The sequence below is a fragment of the Nissabacter archeti genome (assembly GCF_018257325.1).
GTDB lineage: Bacteria > Pseudomonadota > Gammaproteobacteria > Enterobacterales > Enterobacteriaceae > Chimaeribacter > Chimaeribacter arupi.
Map to the genome: position 1 here is coordinate 156,598 of NZ_JAERKB010000007.1, position 15,938 is coordinate 172,535.

The window sequence follows — 15,938 nt, forward strand, 5'->3', positions numbered from 1 at the left end:
CCATTTCGCCGGCCGTACCGATGAAGCAGGGGCCAGGCCGCCTGGTCATCAGGGAATGCCAAATTGCACAGTGGTTAATTTGATTAATATCAACCCTTCCACTCATGGCGATTGTTTACGGTTTGTCAGCGCCCTATTTTAATTTCTGCATTGACTGTGCGCAGGATGATGCGAATTTTCTGCTATAGGGAGAGATAAATGGGGGCATCTGATTACCTGAGGGCCAGGTTCCAACACGATAGGCATTTAGCCCTGAGTTTACAGCATGGGTTTGAGCGTGTTATGCAATCCGCTGAAGACGTCTCCTCCGCCCTCTATTCCGGCCTGGAGCGCATCAGTTGGTATTCATCCTGTTTTATTCCTGGTTACGATGCTGTGTGTGACGAATTACTTTCCGAAGAATTAAGGACATTCTATTCTATTCAATCTCTTTTTAAGCATCATGATGTCATCCGACAGATGCTTTTCCTCTATTTTAAATCAGTCTGTGATGATATAAAAGAAGGCAACCCAGAGGGCGCAGCCCGTAAATTCGTCGCAAACGGGACTTACCTTGCCGGCAGCACATTTACCGCGAAAATGACACGCCATGCGTTTGCTTATTCAATCTCCTCTGCGCTGGCGCAATCAGAGATAATACAAAAAACGGTAATCCAGAGGCTGGCTGCTAAAACCCACGCAGCAGCCTATACCTTTTATTTCTTTGGAATTGAACAAAAAGCGGCATTATCGGCCAGAAGGTTGAAAGCGCTTGACCCAGACTATTACTGGATGCTTTACCAGGCAAAAATGGAAATGCTTTATTACTTTATCGAGCCTGTTCTTTCTGAAATTATCAGGGAAGTCAAACAAAACCCCTTTGGGAACCTCGATGATCTGGCTTCTTTTATTGGGGACAAACACGGTGTTTAATAGCATTATTATAATATTAATTGAATACTTGTTTATACCCTTTTTAGTGTTTGCTTTCGGATCGCTATGGTTGCATTTCTTTCCTCAATACTGGGGACGGCTAATGCTCGCCTCTGTTTTTTTTGTACTTTGGCTATATTGTAAAATCATTGGGAAGTTCGAAAAATACTAGGATTACACATCACACCAAAAGGAGTTATCAATGTCCAACCCCTCTTATTTATGGTTAACGGATGAAAACGGCTCCCCGATTGTTGGGGCCTCGGAAGTTATTGGAAGAGAAGGCGCTATCGAACTGAAATTTTTTACGCACAATCTGACTATTCCTGTCGATGGGAACACCGGCCGCCTGACGGGAACCCGTATCCATTCGCCCATCATGATTCAAAAAGAAGCGGACAGGACGACACCGTTCCTGTATAAAGCATTAACCAATAATCTCACCCTTAAATCCGCGGTCATAAAAAAATATTCTGTCAGTGAGGCCGGCAGGGAAGTCGAGTATTTTAACACCCTGCTGGAAAATGTTAAGATTACCTCTATCACCCCTGATCTCTATCCCGACGCCTCCACGAAAACCCATCTTGAAACCGTTCTCCTGCGTTATGGGAAAATAACCTGGAAGTATTATGACGGTAACATTATCCATACAGACCAGTGGAACGACCTGGCTCGTTTTTAATGGCGCCATAAAACGGGGCAGCGCTCCGCCTCCCCGTTTTCTTTCTGTATTGCGACATCAGGCTGCTATACTTCCAGGCAATAATACCTTGCCGGCGCCCCATTAACGGGTGGCGAGAATCTCAAAGGTCTCCGCATACTTTTCTTTTACTTCCTTGAATATTTCTTTCCACTCTTTATGAAATGAAAAGGCCACCGCTTTCACCACAATGTGTTTATCCTGCCCGCGCCAGGTTAAGTTCCCTTCGGCAATCTCTTTTACCGTAGAAAACATGGGTTGATAGGTGATACCTGATGCGCCACGGTATTCCCCGGATGCCAGTTCCGTTTTTAGCCAGTGAAGACGGGTTTCAAAAAATGCGTCCGGTGAAATAGCATAATGTTGCGTCCAGACCAGATAAACCCACCCTTCCAGCCGGTACTCAGCATCAAGCGAGGGTGTAAGTTTTTCGCGCAAATTTCTTATGGAATCCAGGAACTTTGATTTCTCTACCGGGTAAGCCACTTTCACTTCAATATGTTTTTTTATTTCTGGGGTAGCTGTTCTTCCTGCGGTATATAAGGTTAAATCACGTTTTGCGTCTTCATTATAGAGGAACACGTCCCCGTCTGACATCTGCTGCACACCATTTTCCCCGGCATTAACCAGATGGCAAATTTCATTGCACAACCAAAGCTCACAGGCTGCGTAATTAAAACGCGGGAAATAGTGCGCGGAGTGCGCCTTTAACCGATCAGACGAGGTATTAAAGAGAGAAAAGGCGGCGCAGGCATCTTGTAACATCTTTATCTTGCTCCTTGCAGTGAAAAATCAATCCTGTTCATACAGGCATTGATCTCTGGGTGCTCAGCCTGTGCGCACTCTCCGGCACTTATCACCATGACAATAGGTTCATTCCCCGTTGCCTCGTTAATACCTTCAATCACAGCAAGCAGGGAAGACACAAAGGCATCGAGTTCATCCGCCTTGATTGTCATGTCATGAAACGTGATATAGCCAATACCACGCTGAGAAAGGGTAAATGCCACGCCGCTATGCGGGTATTTTTCATGGAAACGTGTTATCCAGTTTTCCGTCGGAAAATAGTAAGGCTTTATCTGGACACTCAGCCGGTGAAACCGGCCGTTATCAAAACCACTGTAAGCCTTATCAAACCCCGTCAACGTGACAGACGTGGTCAGGAAGATATCGGCAGATGCCGGTTTTTCTTTAGCATTTTTTTTCATCGGGAAAACAATCGCAACCAACTGTTTTAAAAGAATTTATATTCCAACATGGTATAGCAGGTTTTTTTACAGATCAATGCCGGCAGGCATGAGATAGGGCCTTAAAACGGGAGAGGCCCCCGCCTCCCCCCGTGTTCCCTTCAACGTTTATATACCGGGCCATAGTGTTGGCAGGCGCGGTCATCCTGTGCTTCGGGGTCCATGCCGAAGGCGGCCCAGGCGCTGGGGCGGTAAATTTGCGCATCGGGCACGTTATGCATACAGACCGGGATGCGCAGCATCGCCGCCAGGGTAATGAAATCCGCCCCGACGTGCCCGGCGGTAAGCACCGCGTGGTTGGCCCCCCAGTTCGCCATCACGTTATACACCTCACTGAACGGGCCGCTGCCGGTGAGGCGCGGCACAAACCAGGTGGTCGGCCAGGTCGGGTCGGTACGCTGGTTCAGGGTGTCATGCACCTCCGGCGGCAGATCCACACTCCAGCCTTCGGCGATTTGCAGCACCGGCCCACGCCCTTTGATCAGGTTAATGCGCGTCATGGTGAAAGGAATACCGCCACGCGTCAGGAAGCAGGAGGAGAAGCCGCCGCCACGGAAATAGTCATGCAGCGCCGGGTGCCAGGTGGTGGCCGCCAGGCAGGCGTCCGCCTCCTGCGGCGTGATGTCCCAATGCGGCTTGATGGCCGGCCGGCCGTCGCTTGCCTGCTGGCAGCCAGTACCGTCCAGCGCCGCCGAGCCGGAGTTAATCAGGTGGATCACGCCCTGCGCGGCGCGGCCGGTAAGCGTATGGCCGGTGACCCGCTGCACCGAGGCCGGTGACCAGTAGGTGCGGACATCGGCAAAAATCTGCGCGGTGCCGGTGAGGTGCTTGCCGAACAGCATCGCCACCGCATTCAGGCTGTCATTTTCTGTTGCCAGCACGCCGGGTTCACCTACGCCGTGCCAGTCAAACGCGCTGTTGAGCAAGGCTTCCGCCGTGTCGCCGTTCGGGTAGTGATCGGTCCAGTGGCGTTGGCCCTGAAAACCGGCGGCAATGGCGTTGTACCCCAGCGCCTCCTCGCCCCAGCCTTTCTCCGCCAGTAACGGGTTACCTGTCATCATGTCGCGGATGCAGATCGCCATCAGCAGAGATTCGCGCAGCATCGCCTGTTTCCCGGCGGCGCTGCGCTGATGGTGCGCGGCGTTGCGGTCTTCCCCAAAGCGGAAATGCTGCCCCGCCCACGCCAGCGCAAGGCCAAGCTCCTCTTCATCATAAATGGCGTGGTTCATCCGGCGGCGCAGCTCGGTCATGTCCACGCACTGCACCGCCATCCCCAGCCAGGACTCGAAAAAGTCATGGTCGACAATCGACCCGGCGATCCCCATCGATACCCCGCCCAGCGACAGGTAACTTTTGCCGCGCAATGTCGCCACCACCAGCCCGGCACGGGCGAAGCGCAGCAGCTTCTCCTGCACGTCAGGCGGAATGCGCTCGTCCCCGGCGTCCTGCACCTCGTGGCTGTAAATCGAAAACGCCGGCAGCCCTTTCTGGTTATGCGCCGCCAGCGCTGCCGCCAGATAGACCGCCCCCGGCCGCTCGGTGCCGTTGAAGCCCCAGATCGCTTTCGGCCGCTGCGGGTCCATGTCGATGGTTTCACTGCCGTAGCACCAGCAGGGCGTCACCGTAATGGTCAGGCCAACATGTTGGGTGCTGAAGGCCGCTTCACAGGCGGCGGCCTCTGCCCGCCCGGCAATGCACTGTTCGGCAATCACACACTCTACGCGCTCGCCGTTCGCATGGCGCAAGGTGCCGCTGAGCAGGCGTGCGGTGGCGCAGGCCATCGCCATGGTCTGCGCCTCTAACGATTCCCGGATGCCCATGCGCCGCCCGTCGATCACCGGGCGGATGCCGATACGGGGTAATGGGTTGCTGTGAGTCATAACGTTCCCCTGTAAAAAGAATCACGCGGTGCGCCGCATTTCCGGCGCAGATTATTGCTAACTCGACGTAGCTTAGGGCGAACAGCAAAAAGTCGGCAACCCCTTTCGGAACGTTCTGTGAGGGTTTTCACGCCTGCGCACAAAAGCGCGGCTGACCTGCGCCCGTTCACAAACTTCTGCCAAACTGTTTGAGGGAAAATGCCGGGTGAATTATGGTCTGCCCAACGCTACGTCGAATCAGCAATGACTCATCGCATCACCGCAGGAGGGAAAATGGCACAGGATTACTTTTTAGGGGTGGATGTCGGCTCAGCCAGCGTACGGGCCGGCGTGTATGACGCGCAAGGTACGCGGCTGGCGTTTGCGGTAGAACCCATTACCCAGTTCCGCCCCGGCGGCGAGCGGGTGGAACACGCCTCGTCAGAGATCTGGCAGCAGGTCTGCGCGGTGGTCAATACCGCGCTGGACAAAGCCGGTATTGACCGCCGGGCGGTGCGCTCGCTGGGGTTTGACGCCACCTGTTCGCTGGTGGCGGTGGATGCGGCGGGCCACGGCGTGGCGGTGTCGCCCGAGGGAAACGCGGCGCACGACACCATCATGTGGATGGATCACCGCGCCGGGGCAGAGGCCGCCTGCATCAACCAGACCGGTGATGAGGCGTTGCAGTATGTCGGCGGTGAAGTCAGCCTCGAGATGCAACTGCCCAAGGTGCTGTGGCTGAAAACCCATTTGCCGGAACGCTACCGGCAGGTGCACCGTTTCTTCGACCTGGCGGATTTTCTGGTATGGAAAGCCACCGGCCAGGACGCCGCCAGCCTCTGTACCCTGACCTGCAAGTGGAATTACCTGGCGCATGAGCAGCGCTTCAGCGAAAGTCTGTTAGCGGCGGTGGGCCTCGGCGATCTGCCGGAAAAACTCCCGGCGACGGTGCTGGAGGTCGGCGCACGTGCCGGGACACTCACCCCGCAGGCAGCCGACGCACTGGGGCTGTCGCCGCAGGTGGTGGTGGCCGCCGGGATGATCGATGCCCATGCGGGCGGGCTGGCGCTGCTGGGTGCCCAACCGGACGCCACGCTGGCGCTGATCAGCGGCACCTCCAACTGCCATATGCTGGCGAACCGCGACAAGGTGATGACGCCGGGGGTCTGGGGGCCGTACTGGTCAGCGATGCTGCCGGGCTGGTGGCTGACGGAGGGCGGGCAGAGCGCGGCGGGCGCGCTGGTGGACTGGACGTTGCACCAGCAGGGCGGCAGTGTGCACCTCACGGAGCAGGCCGCCGCGCAGCAGTGCCACCCGGTGGAACTGGTCAACCGTTGGGTGGCACAACTGGAACAGCGCGAGCCGTTCCCGACCCGCCACCTGCATGTGCTGGCGGATCACCACGGCAACCGCTCACCCCGTGCCCAACCGGACGCACGCGGCAGCGTCAGCGGCCTGACGCTGGAACGCGGCGAACCGGCACTGGCACGGCTTTACCTCGCCACGCTACAGGCGATCGCCTACGGCACCCGGCACATCATGGAGGTAATGGCGGCCTCCGGCCACCGGGTCACGCGGCTGGTGATGTGCGGCGGGGCGACGCGTAACCCGCTGTGGCTGCGCGAATACGCCGACATTACCGGCTGTGATATCCAGCTGGTGAGTGACGATGACCCGGTCACGCTCGGCGCGGCGATTACCGGCGCGGCGGCAGGCGGTTACTGGCCGGGCATCACCGCCGCCTGTGCGGCGATGGTGCGCCCTGACCGTGTGATCGCGGCCAATGTGACGAAAAAAGCGTTCCACGATCAGAAATACCGCGCCTATCTGGCGATGTACGATCAGCAACAGGCGCTCAATACGCTGATGCGCTGATGCGCTGATGCGCTGAGGCTATCTTGCTGTTCCGGCGCAGGTTATCGCAGCCCCCGCCTGTTTAGGGGGGCGCTGCACGCGCTTTGCCTTTATACTACCGGCCAGTCACGGCGTGAAGGGAGCGGTATGGCATGGCGAAAACGGTAGAACAGATAGCGAATGACCTGAACCTGTCGGTGACCACCGTCCGGCTGGTATTGGGGAACAAAGCAGCACAGTACCGCATCAGCGCGAAAACCCAGACGCGGGTCATGGAGTATGTCGGCCACCACGGCTATACCCTCAACCACTCCGCCCGCAGCCTGAAACTCAATAAAACCTACACCCTCGGGCTGATCCTGCCCTGCCTCTCCAACGTCTTTTTTGCCACGCTGGCCGAAAAGCTGGAGCTGTACTGCCGTAAATTCGGCTACCAGTTGATGATCAGCTGCACCTACGATGACCCGGAGTATGAGAATAAGCGGGTGGAGGCGATGATTGCGCGCAACACCGACGGGCTGTTTATTGTGCCCTCCAGCCGTGAGAACCAGCAGCACCACCTGAAGCGGGTAAAAAAACCGCTGGTGTTTCTCGACCGTGATTTCCTCGGGATGAACCATTCGCTGGTCGAGAGCAACAACATTGACGGGGGCGAGACGCTGACGCAGGCGATGTTGCAGGCGGGCGCGCCGCCGTTGTGGTTCCTGGCCGGTGACCCGGAGCTGCCCTCCATCCGCCAACGGCTGGCGGGCTACCGGCGCGCACTGACGGCGCACGGCCTTAACCCGGCAGCCTGGGTGGCGACCGGCCGCGGCAACAGCGCCGAAAGCGGCAACGCGATGATGGCGCAGGTCATCAATACGCACGGGCTGCCCGCCGCCTTTATCGCCTCCTCCCTGCCGGTGCTGGAAGGGGCGATTGAGGCCGTGCGCGCCCACGCCGGGGCGCTGCCGGGCGCTATCAACCTCGGCACCTTTGACGAGCACCCGATGCTGAGTTTCCTGGCGAATAATGTCTGGTCGATGCAGCAGAACGAGGATGCCTGGGCGCAGCAGGCGTTTGAGATGATGCAGCAGCGGATAGACGGCGCGCCCCCGCTGGGCGCGCTGAATGTGGACATGACGTTAATCACCCGGCACCGCTGACTGCCGTCCCGTCAGCCCGCCCATTGGTGCTCTTTGATTGCGGCGGCGGGCAGGCTGTTTTCCGCCATCATGGCGTTGTAGTAGCTGTTGTTGATGATGTATTTGCGCATCACCAGCCCGACCACAATATAGAAGAAGGCGGGCACCAGCGTCATGATCCCCTCTATCCCGCTGATGGCCTCCGGCTGTAGCGCAGTACCGGCGCGGTAACCGACCCAGGTCATCAGGTATCCGGTGATCGGGCCGGATAATCCCATCCCGAATTTCTGGCAAAACGAGATCATCCCAATCGACAGCCCGCCCGCGTCGATGCCGGTTTTAATCCGGCCGTAATCCGAGGCTTCAGTAATTGATGACCAGAGGATCGGGGTGTTGATCTGCGAGACGATCGAACAGAGCAGGTAAAAGGCGGTCGCCAGGTAGAAATCGTTCTGCCCCACCAGCAGCCAGGCCAGCGCCGACACCAGCGCCGAGCCATACATCGACCAGCGGAACACCGCGACTTTGCAGTAGCGTTTCGTGAGCCAAAGCGAGACAAACGGGCCGACGATGCCGCCCACCGATCCCATGCCCATGAAAAACGCGATGCCCCAGCCATCGGTGGCCCCGGCGAACTCCTTGCCGTAGATGATGGCGATGCTGCCGTTCACCAGCAAGCCGATAAACAGCAGTACCATCGCCAGGCTCAGCGCCAGCCATTGATCGTTTTTCACCAGCCCGGAAATCTGCCGCGCCAGCGGTTCGGGCGGTGCCTCCGGTTTGACGCGCTCTTTGACGTTAAAGGCGCAGAACATCACCAGCGCGACGCTGACCAGCCCAATCACCAGAAACGCATTCGCATAACTGCTGCGCGCATCCCCGCCGCTGGTGACCCAATACGGCACAAAGGTGGAGACAATCAGCGTGGCGACTTTCGCCATCGGGAAGCGGTACGCGTTCGCCAGCAGCCGCTCCTGCGGGTCACGCGTCATCACGCCGATCAGCGAGATATAAGGAATGGCCAGCACGGTAAATGCCAGGCTGTTAAAGATATAAACCCCGGTTGACCAGGCCATTTTCTCGCCGTAGCTCTGGCCGAACGTGGTAAACAGCAGGTAAAGGGAGATGCCGAACGGCAGCGCGCCAATCAGCAACCAATGGCGGTAACGGCCGAGGCGCGTGCGCACTTTGCCGGTCAGCCAGCCCATCATCGGGTCGGAGATGGCATCAATGGTGCGCACCGCCATCAGGATCCAGCCGGCGTCCACGGGCGTTAACCCGACCACCTGGATCAGGAAAGCGTAAATCAAAATAGAGGCTGAAATTATGGAGATGGTGAGCGCCATGTCACCCGAGCCATAGGCACTTTTTTCCAGCACAGATAATCGGTTATCCATCACTGTACCTCGGTTCACGTCAACGGGTTCAGGGCAGGCTGGCCCTGCCCTGACAGGGGGAAGGGTTATTTTGTCCGGCGGTTCAGCGCGGATTTTTGCCGCGTGGCCGCCAGTTTCTGGTCAATACCCTCCTGGCGCAGGCGCATCATCGCCGCGAAACGCTGCTGCGCCTGCGCTTTTTGCTGCTGCATTTCCGGGGTTAACGCCACCTGCGGTTCCCCCGTGCGTTGCCCCGGCAGCCGTTCCTCTACCGGCTGGATGGTGACCGGTTGGGAGGGCAAGGTCTGATACCAGTAGGCGGTGGTGGCCCAGTCATCCGCCAGGTGGTTGGCGTGGCCGTGTTCCATGGTGACGCGGATACGTTTTTTGAAATGCACCGGATCGGTGAGGTGGAAGCGGTAGCAGGTCTGGTGCCCCGGCACATGCGCGTCATGCAGCGAGCAGCCGTTCATCAGCGAGGCGTTCTCCTGCATCCCCCACGCATGGTTGAAATAGTCTTCGCTGCCGGTGCCCACCAGCGTCGGCGGCCAGGTGTCATCGTCCACGAAGATCATGTCATCCCCTTCGCCCCACCAGGTGCCCTGCGCGTGGGCCACCGACAGGTTGCAACCGATGTAATGCCCCTCGCCTTCGATGTCGAGGATCACATAGTTATTGGCGCCGTCCAGGTTCGCGATATTCACCTCGGGGCTGTTGACCTGCAACTCCGGCGCCCAGCCGGCACAAGGCGCTTCACGCCGCCAGCTGGCGTGGAAATAGGCGGTATCGGTGCCCAGCGCCTGCGGGTACTGCTCGTAATCGATGTGGAAATATTGCCCGTAAGGCACGTCGTTCTGGTTTTCGACTTCGATGATCGCCCGGCGGTTAAACGGCATCGGCAGGTAGCAGTTAAGCGCCGCCGTGCCGCCGGGGCGGTACTGCTCTTCCGGCCGGACAGAGACGGTAAACGGCAGGCTGGTGAAGGTGGCCGGGATGCCGTGGCCGACGCAGAAGAAATCCCCCAGCGGCACCAGCACCGAGGGCGTGGTCTGGTCATCCCAGTAGATTTTCAGCAGCACCTTGCGGTAGTAGTCCGGGTCGTGGATTTCCCAGCTGACGCCGAGCGCGTTATTGATCTCATTGATGGGCGCGACATATTGCCCGGCGGCCGGGTCAATCAGCCCCGGCCCGAGCACGCGGCGGCAGAACTGCGTCATCCACAGATGGGTAATACAGCCCGGCCCCTGGATGTCCGCCAGCCGCACAGTGTCCCCTGCGCCGATCATCCAGTAATCCTGATTTTTCCCGCTGGTGTCGTGGCTGGAAAAGCGCCCGCTGGTGGCCTGGCTGGTTTTGGTCAGATGCCCCAGTAGCCCTGATGTCATGTGATGCATGGTCTGGCTCCTCATCGCGAAAGCCTGCTTGTCCCAGGCTGAACATGCGGCCCCGCCCATACCGGCAGGCTGCACACTGTGCCGTGTCTGCCCGGCCACTGCGAAGAGGAGACCTATTGCCCGCGCCCCACGCGGCCTATCCTCACCCTCTTCCGCCAAGCTAACTCGAGTTAGCAATCTACAGAAGAAAAAACACCAGACAATACCCTTATCAGGAAAGTGTGATTACGCGCCGGATAATTGTGAATGAGGTTTCAGCGGGGGTGGGATGCAGGGTGGAAACACGGGGGAAATTGACGGTACATGCAATGATACCTGTCAGAGGCTTTATTCATTAGCAGAAACAGCCGATTGTAATAACTTACGATTAACCCCAACTCATAAAAGGGGCTGCCTTCAGGCTGCGAGAAAACCCCGTTCTTCAGATATATTCTTCGGGATATTCATCCATAAGATCATCACGATAATCTGAAAGCAATTTCAGAGAAAAGGCTGTTTCAAGCAGATTTTCATCATCTTCAGCGGCTAACACCGTGAGTTTAACCAGCCTGAAAGAGGTACTCAATTCATAGCCATTCATCATCAGGAAGATAGAAGCTGCCTGGAATGCAGTGCGCTTATTGGCATCGTTACCTGTTCTGTTGTCAAAAACTGAATAGCCATTATTTATCTTCCAGGGCTTTAATAATATGTGCGTGTTTCATTTGCGTTTTTGCTTTGGCTTGTTCAAACGTCATCCCTTCTGACATTTTTTTTGTCAGCGAGGTGATGAGCTGTTTTGGTTGGTTTTCCCCAGCCGTTCTCCAGCTTCCTGCTTTGATAGCAGGCTCGGCCTCTGCATTTAACACAATGTCCGGCTCGCCGCGTTGAGTAACCGTCACGGGTTCACCACTTCTCAGCATTTCAAGCACATTCGCCAGATCATCACGCATTTTGGTATAGCTTATCGTTTTCATAAGTCACCTCATCACTGTACATGTACAGGCTAGCTGAGCGCAGTATCTGAGGCAATCGTGCGTGCTCGCCATTATCTATAGCACCAGCTTGTCGAGACCATGCCGGCAGGGTAACCCCGGCGAAGGGCGCTTACCCCTCCGCGTGCGCCCGGTTGCGGCCAAGGCGTTTGGCCTCATAAAGCATCGCGTCTGCCCGTTCCCGGAACTCGGTGGCCTCGCCCTCATGCCCATCCGCAATAATCGTGCAGCACCCGGCGCTGATCGTGACCACTTTATGGGGCAGCAGCGTGGCCCCGTGTACCATGCCCGCCCCATTGACCGCCCTCACCGCCCGGTCAGCTAACTGTTTCGCGTCGGCTGCATTCGCGAAAGGCAGAATAATCGCAAACTCCTCCCCGCCGTAACGGGCCACCAGGTCAGTATGGCGATATGTAATGTTGCTGAGCAGGCCACCTACCTTTTTCAGGCACATGTCCCCCGCGACGTGCCCGTAGGTGTCGTTATAGTGTTTGAAAAAGTCGATATCCATCATGATAAGCGAGATCGGCTCACCGGATTTCTGAGACCGCGCCAGGCCCTGCGCAAGCAGCGCGTCAAAATGCCGGCGGTTTGCCAGGCCGGTCAGGCTGTCCACCAGTGCCAGCGACTGTAAAGTGCGGTTGAGGGTGGTGAGTTCGTCTTTGGTCTGGGTCAGCTCGAGCTGATTCCTGATGCTGGTTCTGACCTGCCTCAGCACAACCAGCCCCATTCCCATCAGCACCGCCAACAGCACCACATTCAGCGTGACGGAGGTCAGGTTGGCGGCCAGCCATTCCGATCGCAATCTGTCCCGGTCATAGCCCACCAGCACGATCAGCGGGTATCTCCCGAAGCGGGCATGGCCGAAGATGCGGTTTACGCCATCCAGCGAGGAGCGCCACGTCTCGTTGCCGCTGTTCAGCGCTTTTGGCGGCGTTTTGAACAGCGGGCTGGCGGTCAGCCTTCTGTCAATATAGGTATCCGGAAACGGGCGCATGTAGAGGATGGAGGTATCCGCCAGGATCAGCCCCAGTTCATCCCGCTCGCCCAGGGTGTAATAGCTGTAAAAATGTTTGAAGTAATCCACCTTCACCGCCGCCAGCGCGATCCCGGCAAAGTTGCCTTCGCTGTCATTGAGGCGCACGGATACCGGAATAAACAGATCCGCGGTAGAGCGGCTGTAAGTGACATGGCTGATATGCACGTTGGTGTCCGCGTGGGTGCGGTGCCAGATAAAATACTCCCGGTCGGCGTTGTTGGATGTGGCCGGTACGTAACGCCCCGAGGAAGCTACCCGGTTTCCGTGGGCATCAAAAACCGACAAAGAGTGCAGTTGCGTCAGTTTGCCCTGCTGCTCCTGCAACTGGCGGGTAAAAGCGGGCGTGGCGGCATAGTCCGGGCCGTTCTGCCGGAGGTGCCTGACCACTTCGCCAAGCGAGATATCCACCTGGAGAAAGGTGTCCTCGGCCTGACGGGCCAGCGACACCGAGAGGTTCCGGGCATCATCTTCTTTCTCTTTCAGCCTGTGCTGCCAGGCGCTCCACAGGGACCACCCATTAATCACGATGACGGCGAGTGCCGTCAGCAGCAGAAACGCCATCATGCTTTTGCCCAGCGGGGTATGCGTGAGTGACAAGGTGGCCGTGCCGGATTTGGCGTTCACAATCGGGTGTCCTGTTGCGCTGAAAAATGAAGAAAGCAGTGAAAATGTCTCCCCGGCACTGTGCCATGCGAATACGCCTCTGTGCACCCTGCATTCTGCTCACAGACAGGGGCGAGGGAAGCGTTCACAGAAGGTGACTCGTGGGTATTACTATCGGCAGGCGCAGGAGAAACCCCAGTTGCTTAGTTGCAAATAAACCTTCTGTGGGAAATAAAATGTAACGCAAAGGTGAATATCCGCCGGGTTAAGGGGGTATTTCAGCTGCTGTCACGCGTTTACTGCAACCGGCGGTCTTTAAGCGGCGTATAGGAGGAGGAGCAAAAGAGGTGACGTCGTGGCCGCGCTGATATCCTCGCCCCGAAAGGGCGAGGTGTTATACGTCCGTAGATAACCTACAGGCAGGCCGCACTAACATTTACAGGGGGTTACTCAAAATTGGTTCTGACCACCACTTTTCCAGGGTAATCTTTTTCCCCGGACGCTACCTGCATGACCAGCTTTGAAAAATCTCCAAAATCAATCTCTTTGGAGACAATTTTCTCGAGAGGAAACTGCTCAGGGTACGCATTATGCAGCCTGAAGCTTTCTTCATAATCGTCTTTATAACAGCCATAGGCACCCGAAATTCTCAGATGCTTTCCTGCATACTCGGTGGCGTGGATAAGCTCCTGCCTGCGGATAAGATCGATATCCGCTGACGTTGTCAGAAATTTATCGTTTTCACGCGTGCCGCCGTAAATATGCAAGATTGCCTTATCAGCCGCTAAATCGGCAGCAATGCGTAAAATATCCTGCGTTACCCTTGTCGATACCACAATGACAACGTCAAAAGCATTGCTGTGGGCGTGTGTCTTGGTAAGGGAACAGACTTCATCCGCCTGTAATAGTTGTTCCTCTAAAGCAAAGTTGCGCCGCATTTCGCCGCGGTTAAACAAACACACCGATGCCCCAAGATGCTTCGCATACATGGCAAACATAATCCCTGAGCATCCGGCACCGATAATGCCGACTCGCTTACCTTCCAACGTAGTAAGTTTCGAGAGTTCCAAGAGTTTACGGGTAGCATGGACAATGCAGGCCATGGGTTCCGGCATCCAGATGTTATGGATAATGTCATATTCAGGTACCCGGATAATGGCCTGATCCAGTTCAACGTCAGAGCCATGTATGAACATATATTCAGCAAAACCCGTGGTGCGGTTTGGCGTAATATTGGGATTGAAAGTGACCAGTTCACCTTCCTGAAAACCGGTGCCTGTGCCTGCAAACACCACCGGCCCCACTAATTCATGGCCAAATAAGGGGCCGCGGTCTGTAGGGATATCTCTGGAGCCGATAATCTCTTTTATATCCGCGCGACAAATGCCCATATAATCTGGCCGAATCACCACCGTGTTTTCATTAAGGAGATGGCGTGGGAAACTTTTTTCAATGGTAGAGACGGTTCCTTTGGTCAGTTCAGCCGTTTTATACGTGCAGGGTAAGTAGGACATAGTTCTTCCTGAATTTAATATGATTAATCTTGCCTGAATGCATGCCACCGTTTAGTGGCATGCGGCTCACACCTTGCTGATGCTGTTGGTCATGATACGCGTTAAGACCCTACGATCTGAGGCATCTGTTGGCGGCTTTGACGCCAGGCAAACAGGGTAATGAGCAGGCTGATGGCGGCCAGCGCAGCCGCCGCTAACGGCACAGCACGAATGCCGAAGCCCAGATCCAGCACCGAGCCTCCCGCCCAGGCCCCTAACCCGTTCCCCAGGTTAAATGCGGATACGTTAACCGATAGCGCCAGCGTCGGTGCGGCGACAGCCAGAGACTGAATACGTGCCTGCAACGAAGGAATAATTGAGAAGCCGATCGCGCCAAACAGGAACAATGTAATGGCAGAAAGCACAGGGATAATGCTAGTTGCCCAGAATATGACGAGCACAATCACCAGGCTACTCAATACCGTCGTGACGCCGCGCATAACATGTTTATCGGCAAGCCGGCCACCTGCGAAGTTACCCATAATGGCACCGATGCCGAACACAATAAGCAGGCCTGAAACCGCGGAAGGGCTAAAGTGACTGACGTCCATTAACAGCGGCACAATGTAGGTAGAGGCGGTGAATACCGCGCCCTGTGCCAGTACCGTGGTGATTATCGCAAACACAAGCGTTGGGTTAGTCAGGGCATTCAGCTCGCGGCGCATCGCACCAGGTTTTGATTGCCCGGTTTGTGGTAATTTTGCAGGCATGAACATGGCAATCAATGCGACGGAAATAACGGCAATCATCACAATCGCCACGAAGGTCGCACGCCATCCCAGATTTTGGCCGATGAAGGTTCCCAGCGGCCCGCCCAACGCATTCGCCAGATTAAAACCCAGCGCAATTTTAGCCATGGCGGAGCCTTGTTTATCCGGCGGAGACAACGTCACGGCAAGACTAAAGGCAACCGCGACAAAGGTTCCGTGGCTGATTGACGTTAAAATACGTGCGGCCATCAGCATCTGATAATCAGAGGCCAGCACTGCCCAGACATTGCCGAGAATGAACGGTAACATCAGCCCTAGCACCAGAGTCTTGCGGGGTACACGTGAGGTCAGCAGTGTGACGAATGGGCCAATAATCGTGACACCCAGCGCATACCCGGTAACAAGCAGCCCCGCATCCGGCAGCGATACCGACAGGTCAGACGCCACGACAGGCAGCAATCCAGAAATAACAATCTCGGCAGTGCCCAGGCAAAAAACACCCAGCATCAGCGCAAATAACGTGATAGGCATACATCTCTCCTTAATAAGGTAAACGCGTTAAATAAAAAAATTATTACGGCGTTTATTCATTT

At 56.3% G+C, this 15,938-nt stretch carries 14 protein-coding genes; 4 read left to right on the forward strand and 10 right to left on the reverse strand.

The genetic code is table 11. From position 1 onward, the window contains the following. The first annotated feature begins 198 nt into the window (after positions 1-198). Together JK232_RS11090 and JK232_RS11095 are read left to right on the forward strand one after the other, a co-directional pair. Positions 199-912, forward strand: coding sequence for a hypothetical protein (locus JK232_RS11090; RefSeq protein WP_212589187.1), 714 nt, complete (start codon positions 199-201; stop codon positions 910-912). A 202-nt stretch (positions 913-1,114) separates the two neighbouring features. Next, positions 1,115-1,594: an Hcp family type VI secretion system effector gene (locus JK232_RS11095; protein ID WP_212589188.1), complete on the forward strand. Its 480-nt coding sequence runs from the start codon at positions 1,115-1,117 to the stop codon at positions 1,592-1,594. A gap of 102 nt (positions 1,595-1,696) precedes the next feature. Here the strand turns inward: JK232_RS11095 and JK232_RS11100 are convergent, their stop codons facing one another. The 3 genes from JK232_RS11100 to JK232_RS11110 all read right to left on the reverse strand — a co-directional run bounded on the left by JK232_RS11100 (position 1,697) and on the right by JK232_RS11110 (position 4,739). Further along, positions 1,697-2,377, reverse strand: coding sequence for a hypothetical protein (locus tag JK232_RS11100; protein WP_101828145.1), 681 nt, complete (start codon positions 2,375-2,377; stop codon positions 1,697-1,699). Between the two features lie 2 nt (positions 2,378-2,379). After that, positions 2,380-2,820, reverse strand: coding sequence for a hypothetical protein (locus tag JK232_RS11105; protein WP_212589189.1), 441 nt, complete (start codon positions 2,818-2,820; stop codon positions 2,380-2,382). Positions 2,821-2,960: 140 nt separating this feature from the next. Further along, positions 2,961-4,739 carry an L-fucose isomerase gene (locus JK232_RS11110; RefSeq protein ID WP_212589190.1) on the reverse strand — a complete coding sequence of 593 codons (1,779 nt, stop codon included), beginning with the start codon at positions 4,737-4,739 and terminating at the stop codon, positions 2,961-2,963. A 273-nt stretch (positions 4,740-5,012) separates the two neighbouring features. On the opposite strand from JK232_RS11110, the gene JK232_RS11115 reads away from it, so the two are divergent. Beyond that, on the forward strand, positions 5,013-6,593 hold the full coding sequence (locus JK232_RS11115; RefSeq protein ID WP_212589191.1) for an FGGY-family carbohydrate kinase: 1,581 nt from the start codon (positions 5,013-5,015) through the stop codon (positions 6,591-6,593). A gap of 131 nt (positions 6,594-6,724) precedes the next feature. Beyond that, positions 6,725-7,717 carry a LacI family DNA-binding transcriptional regulator gene (locus JK232_RS11120; protein WP_212589192.1) on the forward strand — a complete coding sequence of 331 codons (993 nt, stop codon included), beginning with the start codon at positions 6,725-6,727 and terminating at the stop codon, positions 7,715-7,717. Between the two features lie 11 nt (positions 7,718-7,728). On the opposite strand, the gene JK232_RS11125 is transcribed toward JK232_RS11120, so the two are convergent. The 7 genes from JK232_RS11125 to JK232_RS11155 all read right to left on the reverse strand — a co-directional run bounded on the left by JK232_RS11125 (position 7,729) and on the right by JK232_RS11155 (position 15,876). Next, positions 7,729-9,093 carry an MFS transporter gene (locus JK232_RS11125; protein ID WP_072929356.1) on the reverse strand — a complete coding sequence of 455 codons (1,365 nt, stop codon included), beginning with the start codon at positions 9,091-9,093 and terminating at the stop codon, positions 7,729-7,731. Positions 9,094-9,158: 65 nt separating this feature from the next. After that, positions 9,159-10,466: a glycoside hydrolase family 172 protein gene (locus JK232_RS11130; RefSeq protein WP_212589193.1), complete on the reverse strand. Its 1,308-nt coding sequence runs from the start codon at positions 10,464-10,466 to the stop codon at positions 9,159-9,161. Between the two features lie 421 nt (positions 10,467-10,887). After that, the gene (locus JK232_RS11135) at positions 10,888-11,049 is read right to left on the reverse strand and encodes a hypothetical protein (protein ID WP_212589194.1); all 162 of its coding nucleotides are present in this window, start codon (positions 11,047-11,049) and stop codon (positions 10,888-10,890) included. Positions 11,050-11,128: 79 nt separating this feature from the next. After that, complete coding sequence (locus JK232_RS11140; protein WP_212589195.1) at positions 11,129-11,422, reverse strand: type II toxin-antitoxin system prevent-host-death family antitoxin; 294 nt, start codon at positions 11,420-11,422, stop codon at positions 11,129-11,131. A gap of 130 nt (positions 11,423-11,552) precedes the next feature. Continuing rightward, positions 11,553-13,103: a sensor domain-containing diguanylate cyclase gene (locus tag JK232_RS11145; protein ID WP_338086310.1), complete on the reverse strand. Its 1,551-nt coding sequence runs from the start codon at positions 13,101-13,103 to the stop codon at positions 11,553-11,555. A gap of 425 nt (positions 13,104-13,528) precedes the next feature. Beyond that, positions 13,529-14,596: an MDR/zinc-dependent alcohol dehydrogenase-like family protein gene (locus JK232_RS11150; protein WP_072929365.1), complete on the reverse strand. Its 1,068-nt coding sequence runs from the start codon at positions 14,594-14,596 to the stop codon at positions 13,529-13,531. Positions 14,597-14,697: 101 nt separating this feature from the next. Further along, positions 14,698-15,876, reverse strand: a complete 1,179-nt coding sequence (locus tag JK232_RS11155; RefSeq protein ID WP_072929367.1) for an MFS transporter — start codon at positions 15,874-15,876, stop codon at positions 14,698-14,700. Positions 15,877-15,938: the final 62 nt, after the last annotated feature.